Origin of the sequence: Methylobacterium sp. Leaf117 (assembly GCF_001422985.1) — a bacterium.
Taxonomy (GTDB): Bacteria; Pseudomonadota; Alphaproteobacteria; order Rhizobiales; family Beijerinckiaceae; genus Methylobacterium.
The window spans coordinates 109,167-124,338 of record NZ_LMNL01000040.1; the positions used below are offsets into that span (position 1 = coordinate 109,167).

The following is a 15,172-nucleotide window of genomic DNA, read 5'->3' on the forward strand; positions in this document are numbered from 1 at the left end:
TCGATGACGGGACAGGCGGGCTTCGACTGAAAGACGCTGGGGCCGCGGGACCGACCAGTCCCTCTCGAGGGCAGCTGTCGACCCGACCCGTCGTCCCAACCGCCTCCGGGACAACCGCTGGGTCGCTGAATCGCCGATCTCGACATTCGTTCGGGTCGACAATCCGCGACGGCCTCATGATCCCAGCAGCACGGGCGTGATGTGCGCGTCATGCCGCTGCGCCGAAGGAAGCAGCACGCTATGAGACGGCCTAGCACGGCGGCGCGGGGCCGCCCATCGCGACATCCCGGGAGACACCCATGCGTGCCGTTACCTACACCGAAGGCGCCCGGATCGATGCGCCGGACGCCCTCCTCGACACCACCTTTCCCGATCCTGTTCCGACCGGACGCGACCTTCTCGTGCAGGTGGAGGCGGTCTCGGTGAACCCGATCGACACCAAGGTGCGCCAGGGCGCCTACAAGCAGGGCTGCGAGCCGAAGGTCCTCGGCTGGGATGCGGCCGGAACCGTGGTCTCGGTCGGACCGGAGGCGCGCCTGTTCAAGCCCGGCGACGCGGTGTTCTACGCCGGTGCGCTCGACCGGCCGGGCAGCAACGCCGCGTTCCAGTGCGTGGACGAGCGCCTCGTCGGTACCAAGCCGGCCACCCTCGATTTCGCCGCCGCAGCAGCGCTACCGCTCACCGCGCTGACCGCCTGGGAGATGCTGTTCGACCGACTCGACGTCGCCAGGCCCGTGCCGGGTGCCGCCCCCGCGATCCTGATCGTCGGCGGCGCCGGCGGTGTCGGCTCGATCGCGATCCAGCTCGCCCGGCAGCTCACGGACCTCACCGTGATCGCCACGGCCTCGCGCCCCGAGACGGCGCAATGGTGCCGCGACCTCGGCGCCCACCACGTGATCGACCATGCCAAGCCCCTCGCCGCCGAGATGGCGGCGCTCGGTCTTCCCGGGGCGCCCGGGTTCGTGTTCGCGACGACGCAGACTGGTACGCATCTCCCGCAGATCATCGAGCTTCTCGCGCCGCAGGGACGCCTCGGCCCGATCGACGATCCCGAGACCCTGGACGTGATGCCGCTCAAGCCCAAGAGCCTGTCGCTGCACTGGGAGCTGATGTTCACCCGCTCGCTGTTCCAGACCGCCGACATGGAACGGCAGCACGCGATCCTGACCGAGATCGCCCGCCTGATCGATGCGGGACGGCTGCGCACGACGTTGAGCGAGACCTTCGGTCCGATCGACGCCGCCAACCTAGCACGCGCCCACGCGCTCATCGAGAGCGGGAAGGCGAAGGGCAAGGTCGTCCTCGCCGGGTTCAGCGACTAAGCCGACAGGTGAAGCGTCCCGGTTTTGGAGCTGGGACGCATCCTGCCCCACAGGCCTTCGCGTCGCGGCCGGGACCAAAGCTCTTTCGACATCTGCCCTGAGGCCGCAGCTACGCGAAAGCGGACCTGCGGGGATACACCCCAAGCCGACGTTCCGCTGGCGACCCAACCCGGTTGTAGATGCGGCCGCAATGGCCGTCGGATTGCAGACCACAACGACCGGTCTTCTCGGAACCCGGACGAGGCGAGATCTCCTCGTCCTATCGCCGTGGAAGACTGTGCAGCGCCTTCAGGAAGGCGTCCACGTCCGCCCGGGTATTGTAGAAGGCCAGCGAGGCCCGCACCGACTGGTCGACGCCGAAACGGCGCAGGGCGGGCAGGGCGCAATGGTGGCCCGATCGCACCGCGATGCCGCGTGCGTCGAGATGGTGGGCCACCGCCTCGTTCTCGTGCCCGTCGATGACGAAGGACATCACGCTCGCCTTCTGGCGGGCGGTGCCGATCAGGCGCAGACCCTTCACGTCGGCGAGGCCGGCCTGCGCGTAGTCCAGCAGATCGTGCTCGTAGGCGGCGATGCCGGGCAGGCCGACCCCTTCCAGGTAGTCGAGGGCGGCGCCGAGGCCGACCGCGCCGGCAATGTCGGGCGTGCCGGCCTCGAACTTCTCCGGCGCGCCCTTGTAGACGGTCTTCGCGAAGGTGACGTCCTCGATCATGTGGCCGCCGCCCTGCCAGGGCGGCATCGCCTCCAGGAGGTGCTTCTTGCCGTAGAGGGCGCCGATTCCCGTCGGCCCGAACACCTTGTGGCCGGAGAAGACAAGGAAGTCGGCATCGAGCGCCTGCACGTCGAGGGGGATGTGGGGCGAGGACTGCGCCGCATCCACCAGCACCGGCACGCCGTAGGCGTGGGACAGTGCGATGATCTCACGGACCGGGTTGATGGTGCCGAGGGCGTTCGCGACGTGGGTCACCGAGACGATCTTGGTGCGGCCCGAGAGCAGGGCGGCGAACTGCTCGAAGATGATCTCACCGCGGTCGTCCACCGGGATCACCCGCAGGGTCGCGCCCGTGGCCTGGGTCAGGAGCTGCCAGGGCACGATGTTGGCGTGGTGCTCGATCTGAGAGACGATGATCTCGTCGCCTGGACCGATGTTGGCGCGGCCATACGCGTTGGCCACGAGGTTGATCGCCTCCGTGGTGCCACGCAGGAAGACGATGTCGTCCTTGGAGGGGGCGTTGAGGAAGCGCCGGACCTTCTCGCGCCCGCCCTCGAACAGGTCGGTGGAGCGCGCCGCCAGTGTGTGGGCGGCCCGGTGGATGTTCGAGTTGTGGCGCGCGTAGAACTCGGACGTGGCGTCGATGACGCTCTGCGGCTTATGGGTGGTGGCCGCATTGTCGAGCCAGACCAGGGGGTGCCCGTTGACCCTCTGGTGAAGGGCCGGGAAATCCTTGCGGACGCGCTCGACATCGAAGGGCGCCGCCACTGGGCTCGATCCGTGGGCGGTAACGCGCGGGGCCGGCCCACCGTGCCGCGAGGGCTCGGCGCGCGGGGAGGCGTGGGGCCGCGAGACGCGCCGGGACTGCGTCGGGGAAGAATCGGACAGGAAATAATAGTCGCCCGACGCGGACGCCGCGTTACCGCCCGGCTGCGCCGAGTGGACGGGCTCGCCCGGGAGGCGCCCTGTGCGCTGGAAGTTTGCCTGGGCGACGTCCCCGCCTCGCTTCGAGGGATCGGCCGGCACGAGGCTCGGTGCGATCGCGTGCGCGAAGGCGTTTGCGCGCGGATGGTCTCTCGCGATCGTCCGGTGCAAGTCCTGGCCGCCGGGCAGGAAGGCAGCCACTTCCGGCACGGTGGGGACGAAGAACTCCGGCAGGCTGCGTCTCGCCGACAGGGAGTCGGCGAGGGGATGGACCGAGGGGATCGTCGCCGTGTCGAGGAAACCGGCGCCCGCCGGCGCTGGTGTGGCGCCGAACGGGTTGGCGGCCGACGGCCCGGTCAGGCCCGGTAGCCCGATGCTCGGGCCACCGACGTTGCGCGCCCCGAGGCCCGACGGCAGGGCGCCCGAGGGCACCAAGGGCGTACCAATGATGGTACCCGGAAGCAATGGCTGCCCGGGGGCCTGGGGAAGGCTCTCCAGACCCTGGGGACCCTGCGGCGCGGGCAGCTCGGGGGCCAGCGGCGCGGACGCCGCCTGGCCCTGGCGGTAGATCTCGCGGGCGAGGCGCCCGACGAGGTCGGCATGCGCCAAGGAACCGGCGGAGTCGCCGGCCGCGCCCGTGGGCAGGCCGAAGCCCGACGAGCCCAAGACACCGGCCTCAGGCGTAGTCATGGTAGTTGCCCAGCAGAACGTTATCGAGGCGTGCGATGGCGTCCTCCACCAGCACGGCGGCGGAGAAGTAGCGGGTCACCAGGTGCGAGGCGATGGAATGGTCGTTGGTGCCCATGTAGCGCACCGACAGGCCCGGCTCGATCTCACCGGTGACGCCGGACTTCTGCAGGCCGACCACGCCCTGCTCGCCCTCGCCGACGCGCAGCAGCAGGATCGAGGTGGTCTGGGCACCGCTGACCGGATCGATGTCGATCGGCAGCTTGTCGCTCGGCACCAGCGGCACGCCGCGCCAGGTGATGAACGGCGCACCGAACAGGTGGATCACCACCGGGGGCACGCCGCGGCGGGTGGCTTCCCGGCCGAAGGCCGCGATGGCGCGGGGATGCGCCACGAAGAACGCGGGCTTCTTCCATACCAGCGTCAGCAGCTCGTCGAGGTCGTCCGGGGTCGGCGGGCCGCCGCGGGTGGGGATGCGCTGGCGTCCGCCGACCTCGTTCAGCAGGCCGAACTCGGAATTGTTGAGCAGCTCCCACTCCTCCCGCTCCTTCACGGCATCGACCGTGAGGCGAATCTGCTCGCGCAGCTGATCGATCTCGTTGGAGTAGAGGTCGGTGACGCGGGTGTGGGTGTTGAGGATCGTCTGGATCGTGGAGAGGTGGTACTCGCGCGGGTCGATCTCGTAATCCACGAAGGTGGTGGGCAGGCGCGGCGCGCCGGTCTGCACGGCGAGGAGCTCGATGCCCTGCTCGCCGTGGCTGTTGGTGTGACCCTTCAGGCGATCACGCTCCTCGACATACTGCGCGATGCGATTCTTGACGGCGTCGTCGTCCAGGGCCGCCCGGTCGAGGGTCAGCAGCGTGACGGCCGAGAGCGCCTTGACGGCGGGCGCGGGCTGGCCGTCGCCCGTGAGGGTGTCGTCGCCGAAGAAGTCGCCGCGTGTGGCGAGCCCCGAGCGCAGGCGGTTCTGGTAGGGGCCGGACAGGGACAGCTCGACGGTGCCGTCGACGACGATGGTCAGGCGGCGATCGCCCGCGCCACCGTCCGAGATCGTCTCGCCGGCGCTGTGCTTGCTCTCGGTGAACCGATCGGCGAGGGCCGCGAGTTCGGCATCGCCCAGCCGGCTGAACGGCGGCACGGCGCGTAAGGAAGCGGGGCTGATCGCGCGCCCCTTGTCGGCGTCGGCGAACGCGATGCGGCCGGGCTTGGCCAGCACGACGGCGCGCCGGTTCACGCGGTAGACGCCGCCATCCACGTTGACGAAGGGCAGGAGCCGCAGGAGCCAGCGCGGGGTGTTGGCGAGGTTCTGGACCGACGTGACGGTCGCCGTCGATAGATTGCGTGCTGCGGATGCGCCCACGCTCTGCCCCTGTCCGCTCATGGTTGGTCGTCTCCGTCTGGATTGTCGGGTGATGGCGTGCGAATCCGGCCATGGATCGGCGCGGCCACAGTCGAGCGACTGCGCGCTCAAGAATAACGCTGCAGCGACCACATCTAATTATTGTCATATCCGGCGCGATTATTTGCACTGCGCTGGATGTAATGCGGTACTAATCGTGTTGGCGACCCAGCGTCAATGGAATAATATTCTAAAATATAGCCTGTATTAGACGAATATAACTATGATTCGCTCGTATGCAGAATAGGTTGCTTATGCGATGGATAAATAGAGAATACCATTCTCCAAAGAGGGTGATCTGGAGAAACGGTTGGAACAATCTGGTCCGTGAGCCATCCGCCTAGCAGGGGTGACCCGTGCACGCGGCAGGTCGCTGCGTTTGCCCTAGGATGGAAAGTCGGCTCCACCGAAGCCCTCGAGTCCGCCCGTCCGGCCCCCGAACCCTCAGATTCCGTCGCCGAAGAACTGGTCCATGGTCTGGGCGGGGTCCTCGGCGGCAGTGATTCGCGACACGACGCGGGCCGGCACGCCCGCCACGGTGGTGTGGGCTGGTACGTCGTGCAGGACGACGGCCGCGGCGGCCACCTTCGCGCCCTCGCCGACCCGGATGTTGCCGAGCACCTTGGCGCCGACGCTGAGGAGCACGCCGCGCTCGATCTTCGGGTGGCGGTCGCCGCTCTCCTTGCCGTTGCCCCCGAGCGTCACCGATTGCAGGATTGAGACGTCGTCGGCGATCACCGTGGTCTCGCCGATGACGACGCCGGTGGCGTGGTCGATGAAGACACCCGAGCCAATCCGCGCCGCCGGGTGGATGTCGGCGCCGAACACCTCGGAGATCCGGCTCTGGATGTGCAGCGCCAGGGTTGCGCGGCCCTGGTGCCAGAGCCAGTGCGCCACCCGGTAGCCCTCCAGGGCGGCGAGCCCCTTGTAGAACAGGAAGGGGTCGAGGTAGCGCCGGCAGGTCGGGTCGCGCTCGCGGATGGCCACGAGGTCGCGCACGGCGTGCTCGCCCGCATGCGGGTCGGCCTCGAAGGCCGAGAGGCAGAGGTCGCGGGTGGAGAGCCGCGCGAGGTCGCCGTCGCCGAGGCGATGGGCGAGGCGGTAGGCGAAGGCGTGGACCAGGCTCGGCTGGTCGAGCACCGTCGCCTGGATGATGCCGGCATAGAGCGGCTCTTCGATCAGGGCCGCCTCCGCCTCGGCGCGCATCGCCCGCCAGACGTCCGAGCCGGCCGTGGTCTGGCTCACGCTGCGCAGGGGCGGGCGCAGGAGGTTGCTGGGACCGCGCGAGGCTTGGCTGCCGGCGGTCATGCGGATAGGCTCATGCGGATCGCGAGGTCCGGGCGGTGCGCGGCGGCATCGGCCTCACCCGACGCGCTGGAACAGAGCGGCGATGTAGCCCACCAGGAGGCCGTGCCCCTCGAACTGCACGTCCACCACCTGCGCCCCGTCCCGGGCCGGCAGGACGTCGACGATGCGACCGGTGGCGTGGCGCCAGATGCCGAGGGCATCGGCCACGTCGAGCCGGGCGAACACAACCTGATCTCCGAGAACCATCGTTTTCTCCGGTCTGTACGTCGTCGCTCGAGGAGGGTGGCGAGGGGGTGCCGGTGGCGCGGTCCGGGGTCCGCGAGCGGGCCGTCGCGGGGCGCGGACGGGAGGGGCCGCGCCTCGGGGAAGTGTGCCGATCCGGGGCCTCCAGGGTCAATGAGAGCGGTTTCCAAAGATCGCCCGCCCGCGGGCACAGCCTTCCTCCCGAACGGGTCCCGGGAGCAGGCTTGTCCTGCGCGGGCGATTCCGGCCGGCTCAGCGGGCCGGCACCGGGATGTCGGGGCGCGCGTCCCTGGTGAAGCCGTTCCGGTTCGGCATCGCCACCGCCGGGAGCGTGCCGGCGTCCAGCGCGGCATCCTCCGGCAGGAGGCCATTGAGGTGGAGAACGTAGGCGCTCAGGGCGTAGGTCTCGTCCGCGCTGAGGGATTGCGGCGCATCGAAGGGCATGGCGCGGCGGATGTAGTCGAATAAGGTGGTGGCGTAGGGCCAGTAGCTGCCCACAGTCCGGACCGGCTTCGGTGTGGCGAGGGAGCCCTGGCCGCCCACGAGAACGTCGGCCGCGCCGCCTTCGCCCTTCGCCCCGTGGCAGGCCGCACAGCGAGCCCCGAACAGGGCAGCGCCGTCGCGGACGCTGCCGTGGCCCGGAGGCAGGCCCCGGCCGTCGGCCCGGACGTCGATATCCCAGGCGGCCAAGCGTTCGGGTGTGGCCGCTTGGCCGAGGCCGAGGCGATCCGACGGGCGGTGCAGGCTGGCGGCGGGCCCACTGGGATCGGCCAGGGCCGCACCGGTCAGGACAAGGCAGGCAAGGGTTCCGAGGAGGCTAACCCGCATGGCTGACGCCTCCATCGGCGGCGACCTGCCAGCCGAACGTCGCGTTGTTGTGGTAGAAGGACTGGGTGCCCCGAACCGCGATCAGGGCGGCGCGGTCGGGCTGGACGTAGCCGGTTTCGTCGGTGGCGCGGCTGAGGAGCTGGGCCGGGCCGCCCTCCCAGCGCCAGGGCAGCCGGAACCGGGTGAGGCAGCGCGGCAGGACCGGACCCTCGAGGGTCGCCGCCTGCCAGCGAGCGCCCCCGTCCGTCGAGACCTCGACCCGGGCGATCCGCCCTCGCCCGGTCCAGGCGAGGCCCCGGATCTCGCGGAAGCCCGGCGCGCCCAGGCGCTCGCCGCCCGAAGGCGTGGTGATGACGGATTTGGCCTCCATCACGAAGGTGAACTGCCGGGCCGTGCCGTCCGGCATCAGGTCGGTGTACTTCGCGGTCTCTTCGCGGGTCTGGAACGGCTGGTCGCCGACCTTGAGGCGGCGCAGCCACTTGACGCTGAGGTTGCCCTCCACGCCCGGCACGAACAGCCGCAGGGGATAGCCCTGCTCCGGCCGCAGGCGCTCGCCGTTCTGGGCATAGGCCAGGATCGCCCCGTCGCGGGCGAGGTCGAGGGGAAGGCTGCGGCTCATTCCCGAGGCGTCGGCGCCCTCGGCGAGGATCCAGGCGGCCCCCGGCTTCACGCCGACCTCGTCGAGCAAGGTGGAGAGCTCGACCCCGGTCCACTCGGAGCAGGAGAGCAGGCCGTGGCTCTCCTGCAGGGTCCAGGACGGCTTGGCCCCGAGCCAGGGCGTGTTGCCCGAGCATTCGAGGAAGTGGATGCGCGACACGGCGGGCATCCGCACCAGGTCGTCCATGGTCAGGACGAGGGGGCGCTCCACCAGACCGTGGATCGCCAGCCGGTGCCGGTCCGGGTCGATCGCCGGCACGCCGGCATGGTGACGCTCGAAATGGAGCCCGTTCGGGGTGATGATTCCATGTAGGTGCTGAAGCGGCGTGCCCGTCGACGCCGCCCCCGGGAAGGGCGGCGGCGTGCGGGGCCGTCGTCCCAGCCGCTCGAAGGAAGACGGCTGACCATAGGCCGGCGAGGCCACCGGCGCCCCGGGGGTGCGGCTCCACGGGGGAACCTCCAGGGGCTCCACGGCGCCCGCGGCGCGGGCCCTCGCGGCGAACCCGACCCCACCGGCGGCGCCGGCGGCGAGGCGGAGGAAACTGCGTCGATGTGCGAGCCGGCGCAGTGCGTCAGGGGGCATGGGCAAGGGACATGGGACGGAATCCGCACGAGAGTGGGTAGGATCGGGGCACGAAGGCCGCACGCGACGGTGCGCGAGTGTGCCGGATCGACGATGCCCCGAAGTCCAGCATTCAACTGTATTCAGGCGGGGCGATCAACGAAATGATATTTCCATTTTCAGCGGACTGCGAGATAAATAGCCTCCGGACGAGCCGGTTCCGGGGTGAAATTCTTGCCAAGACGTTCGACCGGGCTCCGGTTTCCGCGGAGGGCGCAACGCCAGCAGAGAGCGCTGGCGAAAGGAGCGGCACTTGCCCGCATCGGAGCGGGGCTTCCGGCGCTAATTTGCACGTCGGGAGAAATACTCTCCCGAAGACCGAACGTGAAATACGAACAATCTCCGGAGCGACCGGAATAAAGACAGCGTTTTTATTGACCCGCCTCGAACACAGGATACCATCTTCTTCATTGATCCAGGGCTTTTGAACGACCCAGTTCACTTGAATTGTCTTCAGATAAGACAGCTTCTCCAGACATGTCGGCGGCGAACACGATGACGACCAGGCAACACACCTTCCTCTCGCGGCGGCTGGCGGGTGCACTGATCGGCGTGCTTGCTCTGTGCGCGTCGCTCGCCGGCGGCGCGGCGGCGGCCGAGGGACAGTTGCGGATCGCCAAGCAATTCGGCGTCGTCTACCTGCTCCTCAACGTGGTCGAGGACCAGAAGCTCATCGAGAAGCACGGCAAGGCAGCCGGCCTCGACATCAAGGTCGACTACGTCCAGCTCTCGGGCGGCTCGGCCGTCAACGACGCGCTGCTGTCAGGCAACATCGAGGTCGCAGGGGCCGGCGTCGGGCCGCTCTTCACCCTCTGGGACCGCACCCGGGGCCGGCAGAACGTCAAGGGCATCGCCTCGCTCGGCAACTTTCCCTACTACCTCGTCACCAACAATCCCGACGTGAAGAGCATCGCCGACTTCGGTGAGAAGGACCGGATCGCGGTTCCGGCGGTGGGCGTCTCGGTGCAGTCGCGCATCCTGCAATGGGCCTCGGCCAAGCTCTGGGGCGACAAGGACTTCGCCAAGCTCGACCGGATCAGCGTCGCGGTCCCGCACCCGGAGGCGGCCGCCGCGATCATCAAGGGCGGCACCGAGATCACCGGCCATTTCGGCAACCCACCCTTCCAGGACCAGGAACTGGCCGAGAACCCCAAGGCGCGCATCGTCCTGAATTCGTACGACGTCCAGGGCGGCCCGTCCTCCTCGACGGTGCTCTACGGGACGGAGGCGTTCTACAAATCCAGCCCGAAGACCTACAAGGCCTTCCTGGACGCGCTCGACGAGGCGGCGAAGTTCATCACCGAGAACCCCGGCAAGGCGGCCGAGATCTACGTCCGGACGACCAGCAGCAAACTCGATCCGGCGCTGCTGAAGACGATCATCACCAACCCGGCCGTGACCTTCAAGGTGACGCCGGAGAACACCCTCGGGCTTGGCCAGTTCATGCATCGGGTCGGGGCGATCAAGTCCGCGCCCCAGACCATCGGCGACTACTTCTTCGCCGATCCGCGCATTAACACCGGCAGCTGAGCGGCCCGTGATGATCTGCGCCGCCACCCTGTCCGACCTCTCCGTCCTCGAACTGGCCGAGCCGCGCCCGCACGGCGGCGTCCGGCGCGACGCAGCCCCCGCCCGGCCGGCACCGGAGCCGGAACCTCCCCCCGCGCCCGACCCGTCGCCCCTGCTGCAGATCCGCGGCGTCACCCTGGAATACCGCACGCCGCAGCGGGTGGTGCGGGCCACGCACCGGATCGACCTCGACATCCATGCGGGCGACCGCTTCGTCCTGCTTGGACCCTCGGGCTGCGGTAAGTCCACCCTGCTGAAAGCAGCGGCCGGCTTTATCACGCCGGTGGAGGGCGCGATCACCCTAGCGGGCGCTCCGGTGCGGGCGCCCGGGCCCGACCGCATTGTGGTGTTCCAGGAATTCGATCAGCTGCCGCCCTGGAAGACGGTGGCGCAGAACGTCGCCTTCCCGCTGCGCGCCGCCAAGGCGCTCGGCCGGCGGGAGGCGCAGGAGCGCGCGCGCCACTACATCGACAAGGTCGGGCTCACCCCCTTCGCCGACAGCTACCCGCACCAGCTCTCGGGCGGCATGAAGCAACGCGTCGCCATCGCCCGCGCCCTGGCGATGCAGCCCCGGGTGCTGATGATGGACGAGCCCTTCGCGGCGCTCGACGCCCTGACCCGGCGGCGGATGCAGGAAGAGCTGCTCGCCCTCTGGGACGAGGCCCGCTTCACCCTGCTCTTCGTCACGCATTCGATCGAGGAGGCGCTCGTGGTCGGCAACCGGGTGGCCCTGCTCTCGCCCCATCCCGGCCGGGTGCGGGCGGAGTTCAACAGCCACGCCTTCGATCTCTCCAGCATCGGCAGCGAGGCCTTCCAGGGAGCGGTGCAGCGGCTGCACGCGCGTCTGTTCGAGACCGACGCCCCTGCGGAGGCGGCCCGATGAGCGCGTCCGCGACCCGCCCCGATCGCTTCACCCGGAACCGCGTCCCGCGCGATCTGGTGCCGCCGGTCCGCCCGGAATACGACCGGGTGCTCGCGCCCTTCGTGGAGGCACCGGTGGAACGCACGCTGCCGCTCGGCGCGCGGCTGTGGCAGCGAGACTGGCTGCGCAAGGGCCTGATCATCGCCGCCCTGGCGCTGGTCTGGGAGGGGCTGGCGCGCTGGCAGGACAACGACCTGCTGCTGCCCGGATTCCTGGCCACGATGTCGGCCCTCTTCGACGGCCTCGCCAACGGCGAGCTCATCGACCGGATGCGGATCTCGCTCACCGTGCTGGTGCAGGGCTACCTCGCCGGCATCGTGCTGGCCTTCGGGCTGACGACGCTCGCGGTCTCGACGCAGTTCGGCCGCGACCTGCTCTCGACCCTGACGGCGATGTTCAATCCGCTGCCGGCCATCGCCCTGCTGCCGCTCGCCCTGCTCTGGTTCGGCCTCGGCTCCGGCAGCCTGATCTTCGTGCTGATCCACTCGGTGCTGTGGCCGATGGCGCTCAACACCTATGCGGGCTTCCAGGGCGTACCCGAGACCCTGCGGATGGCGGGGCGCAACTACGGCCTGCGCGGGCCGTCCTACGTCCTGCAGATCCTGATCCCGGCCGCCCTGCCGGCGATCCTGTCCGGCCTGAAGATCGGCTGGGCCTTCGCCTGGCGCACCCTGATCGCGGCCGAGCTCGTGTTCGGGGCTTCCTCGGGGCGGGGTGGCCTCGGCTGGTACATCTTCCAGAACCGCAACGAGCTCTACACCGACCGGGTCTTCGCCGGGCTCGTCCTGGTCATCGTCATCGGCCTCGTGGTCGAGAACCTCGTGTTCGCGGCCTTCGAGCGGCTGACCGTGCGGCGCTGGGGCATGGCCCGCTAGGATAGGGCTCGGTAGAGTATGAGGCGACACGCGGTGGCGGAGCAGGACCCATCCCGATGAACACCTATGCGTCAGGGTTCGCCGGCGGCGCGCTGGTCGGCCTGTCGGTGGCGCTCCTGATGCTCCTGAACGGGCGCATCGCGGGGATCAGCGGCCTCGTGGCCGGCCTCGGCCGGGATCGGGGCCTGCGCCGGTGGGTCGATGCCGCCTTCGTCGCCGGCCTGATCGCCGGGCCGCCGGTCTTCGCCCTCGCCACCGGGGCCTGGCCGGCGATGCGGTTCGTCGCCCCGCTGCCGGTGCTCGCCGTCGCCGGCCTCCTCGTCGGATTCGGCACGCGCCTCGGCTCGGGCTGCACCAGCGGCCACGGTGTCGCCGGCCTCGCCCGGCTCTCGGCCCGCTCGCTGGCGGCGGTCCTGACCTTCCTGGGGGCCGGCATGCTCACCGCCGCCCTGTTGCGGGCGCTGGCGTGAGCGCGGCGCTCCGGCTGCTCGCGGCCCTCGCCGCCGGACTGATCTTCGGGCTCGGCCTGTCGCTCTCGGGCATGCTCGACCCGGCCCGGGTCCAGGGCTTCCTCGACGTGACCGGCGCCTTCGACGGGCGTCAGGCCTGGGACCCGACCCTGGCCTTCGTGCTCGGCGGCGCGGTGAGCGTCGCCGGCCTCGGCTACGCTCTGGCCCGGCGCCTGCCGCGCCCGGCCCTGGCAGCCGCCTTCGAGTTGCCGACGAACCGCCGGATCGACCAGCCGTTGATCGGGGGCGCGGCCCTGTTCGGGATCGGCTGGGGCTTGTCGGGCCTCTGTCCCGGCCCCGCCGTGGCGGCCCTGTCGACGGGGGCGTTGCCCGTGGCGATCTTCGTCGCCGCCATGCTGGTGGGCATGGCCGTCCACCAGCGGTTCGTCGCCCGGGCCTGAATCTCAGCGTACCCGGGATAAGACCTTCTCTGCGAAGCGCCGCATCTCGGCCTCGAATGGCTGGAATTGCAGCATGAAGAGCTCGATGCCGGCGGCATGGAAGGCGCGGATGCGGGACGCGACGGTGTCGTAGCTGCCGACGAGTCCGGCGGCGGTGCCGCCGTTGGTCCCGACATGGCGGGAGGCCGCGGCGTCGGTCTTGGCGAACATCACGCTCGCCGTGTCCGTACGCGCCCGGGTGTCCGCCCGCAGGCCCGCGTCGCGGTCGGCCAGGGCCAGGAGGCGCGCGTGTTCGGCCTGCGCCGCCGCATCGGTCTCGCGGGCGATGACGAAGGCCGAGAGCCCGTAGCGCAGGGGGCCGTTGGCAGCGGGCCGGCGGGCGACGTCGGCGATCAGCGCCGCGACATCCGCGAGGGGCTGGCCGTTGATGAACCAGACGTCGGCTTCGCTCGCCGCCAGCGCCCGGGCCGGTTCGGATTCGCCGCCGAGATAGATCGTCGGGCGCGGCCGGAAGCTGCCGGCCGGGCGCAGCTGGTAATCCGACACCCGAAAGTGCGGACCCGCATGGGTGACGCGCTCGCCCCGCATCAGCCGGTCGACGAGGCCGATCCATTCGGCGCCGTAGGCGTAGCGCGCGTCGTGGGCCGGGAAGGGCAGGCCCGCTCGCTCGAACTCGGCCCGGTTCCAGGCATTCACGAGGTTGAGGGCGAACCGCCCCTGCGCGATGTGCTCGATCTGCAGGGCCATCTTGGCCAGGACCACGGGGTGGTAGAGCCCGGGCTTGATCGCCGCGATAATCTCGATGCGCCGGGTCAGGGCGGCCAGGGCGGCCGAGGCGGTCCAGGCCTCGAGCTGGTCGCGCCCGTCGTCGTAGGGGTTGGCGGTGTGCTGGGCGACGAGCACGGCGTCGAAGCCCAGGGCCTCGGCCTCCAGCACCAGGGCGCGGTTGCGGTCCCAGCTGGCGTCGTCGGCCTCGTCCGGATCGTGGTGGGCGGCGCGGGAGCCGTGGACGGCCGCCCAGATCCCGAAGCGGAGGGGATGGGTCATGCGCTCAGCCCCGCTCCGCCGCTGGCTGCCAGATCTTCACCGCGGTCGCGTCGAGGTCGCGGGGAATCAGCCTGGCCTCGCGGAAAGTGTCGGCGATGGCCTGCTGCTCGCCGAGCTCTGACCGCACCACCGGCGTGACCTCGTAGGTCCGGCGCCGGTTCACGGTGGCGACCACCTCCGGGGAGAGGTCGCCCCAGATCGGCGCGAGGAGCGCCACCGCCGCATCGGGCTCGGCCTTGACCCAGCGTCCCGCTTGCCGGAGCGCGTCGTAGACGATCCTGACGACCCCCGGGTTCTCGGCTACGAAGCGGTCGTTGGCGAGATAGTAGCGGTGGTAGCTCGACAAGCCGGTGGCGTCGGCCAACACCCGCACCGGCCGCTTGGCCTGCGCGATAGCGAGGAACGGGTCCCAGATCACCCAGGCGTCGAGGCTGCCCTTGCCGAAGGCCGCCAGCCCCTCCGGCGCTTGGAGATAGGCCGGCTTGATGTCGGTGAAGGCGAGGCCCGCCCGCTTGAGGGCGGCTGCCAGGATGAAGTGGCAGCCCGACCCGCGCGAGACGCCGACCATGCGGCCCTTCAGGTCGGCGATGGAGCGGATCGGCGAGTCCTCGGGGACGATGATGGCTTCCGCCGAGGGCGAGCCGACCTCGCGGGCATAGAAGGTGAGCGGCGCATCGGCAGCCTGGGTGAAGATCGGCACCGCGTCGGCGACGTCCGCGTGGAGATCGACGGCCCCGGCGTTCATCGGCTCAATCACGCTGGTGAAGAGGTGCCAGGAGGGCGCGAAGCCCAGGGCCTTCAGGCGCTCGTCCAGGGTACCCTTCGCCTTCAGGACGGTGAGCAGGGTCGAGGAGCGCTGGTAGCTCAGGCGGACGGTCCGCTCGGCAGCGTGGAGCGCCGGCATCCCGAGGGGCGCCAGCGCTGCGGCCCCGAGGCCGGCGCGCAGGATCCTCCGGCGCGACAGGACGGTCCCGCGCGGCGTGTCGTCGGTCATGAATCGTCTCCGGGTGGCAAGTCTTGCACGGAGCAAGTCCCGCAGGGCGCAAGTCCCGCAGTGGAAAGTCTCGTGGGACAACGTCGCGCACCGCGCCGCCGACGGTCTTCGCGGGACCGTTCGCGGATCACTTGTGCCGTTGCTGTGAGATCA

At 70.1% G+C, this 15,172-nt stretch carries 14 protein-coding genes; 6 read left to right on the forward strand and 8 right to left on the reverse strand.

Features of this window, described 5'->3' with window-relative positions; all coding sequences use genetic code 11:
• Window positions 1–299 precede the first annotated feature (299 nt).
• Window positions 300–1,322 carry a zinc-binding alcohol dehydrogenase family protein gene (locus ASF57_RS24105; protein ID WP_056488646.1) on the forward strand — a complete coding sequence of 341 codons (1,023 nt, stop codon included), beginning with the start codon at window positions 300–302 and terminating at the stop codon, window positions 1,320–1,322.
• A gap of 259 nt (window positions 1,323–1,581) precedes the next feature.
• On the opposite strand, the gene ASF57_RS24110 is transcribed toward ASF57_RS24105, so the two are convergent.
• From ASF57_RS24110 to soxC, 6 genes are all read right to left on the reverse strand, one after another.
• Complete coding sequence (locus ASF57_RS24110; RefSeq protein WP_056488653.1) at window positions 1,582–3,648, reverse strand: family 2A encapsulin nanocompartment cargo protein cysteine desulfurase; 2,067 nt, start codon at window positions 3,646–3,648, stop codon at window positions 1,582–1,584.
• Complete coding sequence (locus ASF57_RS27350; RefSeq protein ID WP_056488657.1) at window positions 3,635–5,026, reverse strand: family 2B encapsulin nanocompartment shell protein; 1,392 nt, start codon at window positions 5,024–5,026, stop codon at window positions 3,635–3,637. Before ASF57_RS27350 ends, ASF57_RS24110 begins: the two co-directional genes overlap by 14 nt.
• A 462-nt stretch (window positions 5,027–5,488) precedes the next feature.
• On the reverse strand, window positions 5,489–6,352 hold the full coding sequence (gene cysE, locus ASF57_RS24120) for a serine O-acetyltransferase (protein WP_056488660.1): 864 nt from the start codon (window positions 6,350–6,352) through the stop codon (window positions 5,489–5,491).
• Window positions 6,353–6,406: 54 nt separating this feature from the next.
• Window positions 6,407–6,598, reverse strand: a complete 192-nt coding sequence (locus ASF57_RS24125) for a hypothetical protein (RefSeq protein WP_056180629.1) — start codon at window positions 6,596–6,598, stop codon at window positions 6,407–6,409.
• Window positions 6,599–6,847: 249 nt separating this feature from the next.
• Complete coding sequence (locus tag ASF57_RS24130; protein ID WP_056488749.1) at window positions 6,848–7,423, reverse strand: cytochrome c; 576 nt, start codon at window positions 7,421–7,423, stop codon at window positions 6,848–6,850.
• Window positions 7,413–8,663, reverse strand: a complete 1,251-nt coding sequence (gene soxC, locus ASF57_RS24135) for a sulfite dehydrogenase (protein ID WP_056488663.1) — start codon at window positions 8,661–8,663, stop codon at window positions 7,413–7,415. The genes ASF57_RS24130 and soxC overlap by 11 nt, the downstream gene beginning before the upstream one ends.
• Before the next feature lie 534 nt (window positions 8,664–9,197).
• Between soxC and ASF57_RS24140 the strand changes: the two genes are divergently transcribed.
• Genes ASF57_RS24140 through ASF57_RS24160 form a run of 5 tightly spaced genes read left to right on the forward strand, consistent with a single transcriptional unit; the run spans window position 9,198 to window position 12,978 of the window.
• Window positions 9,198–10,232 (forward strand): ABC transporter substrate-binding protein, encoded by a 1,035-nt coding sequence (locus ASF57_RS24140; RefSeq protein WP_056488770.1) that lies wholly within the window; start codon window positions 9,198–9,200, stop codon window positions 10,230–10,232.
• Between the two features lie 10 nt (window positions 10,233–10,242).
• Window positions 10,243–11,154 (forward strand): ABC transporter ATP-binding protein, encoded by a 912-nt coding sequence (locus tag ASF57_RS24145; protein ID WP_056488666.1) that lies wholly within the window; start codon window positions 10,243–10,245, stop codon window positions 11,152–11,154.
• Entirely contained in the window at window positions 11,151–12,068 is a 918-nt protein-coding gene (locus ASF57_RS24150; protein WP_056488669.1) for an ABC transporter permease, read from the forward strand. The genes ASF57_RS24145 and ASF57_RS24150 overlap by 4 nt, the downstream gene beginning before the upstream one ends.
• Window positions 12,069–12,124: 56 nt before the next feature.
• Window positions 12,125–12,538: a YeeE/YedE thiosulfate transporter family protein gene (locus tag ASF57_RS24155; protein ID WP_056488672.1), complete on the forward strand. Its 414-nt coding sequence runs from the start codon at window positions 12,125–12,127 to the stop codon at window positions 12,536–12,538.
• The gene (locus tag ASF57_RS24160; RefSeq protein ID WP_056488675.1) at window positions 12,535–12,978 is read left to right on the forward strand and encodes a YeeE/YedE family protein; all 444 of its coding nucleotides are present in this window, start codon (window positions 12,535–12,537) and stop codon (window positions 12,976–12,978) included. Before ASF57_RS24155 ends, ASF57_RS24160 begins: the two co-directional genes overlap by 4 nt.
• Window positions 12,979–12,981: 3 nt before the next feature.
• On the opposite strand, the gene ASF57_RS24165 is transcribed toward ASF57_RS24160, so the two are convergent.
• Window positions 12,982–14,025, reverse strand: coding sequence for an LLM class flavin-dependent oxidoreductase (locus tag ASF57_RS24165; RefSeq protein ID WP_056488678.1), 1,044 nt, complete (start codon window positions 14,023–14,025; stop codon window positions 12,982–12,984).
• A 4-nt stretch (window positions 14,026–14,029) separates the two neighbouring features.
• Entirely contained in the window at window positions 14,030–14,929 is a 900-nt protein-coding gene (locus ASF57_RS24170; RefSeq protein WP_244477110.1) for an ABC transporter substrate-binding protein, read from the reverse strand.
• Window positions 14,930–15,172 lie beyond the last annotated feature (243 nt).

Bases quoted from the DNA above. Each gene is read 5' to 3' on its own strand.
- ASF57_RS24170 (WP_244477110.1), bottom strand. From the start codon at position 14,929: ATGCCGGCGCTCCACGCTGCCGAGCGGACCGTCCGCCTGAGCTACCAG.
- ASF57_RS24150 (WP_056488669.1), top strand. From the start codon at position 11,151: ATGAGCGCGTCCGCGACCCGCCCCGATCGCTTCACCCGGAACCGCGTC.
- ASF57_RS24130 (WP_056488749.1), bottom strand. From the start codon at position 7,423: ATGCGGGTTAGCCTCCTCGGAACCCTTGCCTGCCTTGTCCTGACCGGT.
- ASF57_RS24145 (WP_056488666.1), top strand. From the start codon at position 10,243: ATGATCTGCGCCGCCACCCTGTCCGACCTCTCCGTCCTCGAACTGGCC.
- ASF57_RS24110 (WP_056488653.1), bottom strand. From the start codon at position 3,648: ATGACTACGCCTGAGGCCGGTGTCTTGGGCTCGTCGGGCTTCGGCCTG.
- cysE (WP_056488660.1), bottom strand. From the start codon at position 6,352: ATGACCGCCGGCAGCCAAGCCTCGCGCGGTCCCAGCAACCTCCTGCGC.
- ASF57_RS24165 (WP_056488678.1), bottom strand. From the start codon at position 14,025: ATGACCCATCCCCTCCGCTTCGGGATCTGGGCGGCCGTCCACGGCTCC.
- ASF57_RS24155 (WP_056488672.1), top strand. From the start codon at position 12,125: ATGAACACCTATGCGTCAGGGTTCGCCGGCGGCGCGCTGGTCGGCCTG.
- soxC (WP_056488663.1), bottom strand. From the start codon at position 8,663: ATGCCCCCTGACGCACTGCGCCGGCTCGCACATCGACGCAGTTTCCTC.
- ASF57_RS24105 (WP_056488646.1), top strand. From the start codon at position 300: ATGCGTGCCGTTACCTACACCGAAGGCGCCCGGATCGATGCGCCGGAC.
- ASF57_RS27350 (WP_056488657.1), bottom strand. From the start codon at position 5,026: ATGAGCGGACAGGGGCAGAGCGTGGGCGCATCCGCAGCACGCAATCTA.
- ASF57_RS24140 (WP_056488770.1), top strand. From the start codon at position 9,198: ATGACGACCAGGCAACACACCTTCCTCTCGCGGCGGCTGGCGGGTGCA.
- ASF57_RS24125 (WP_056180629.1), bottom strand. From the start codon at position 6,598: ATGGTTCTCGGAGATCAGGTTGTGTTCGCCCGGCTCGACGTGGCCGAT.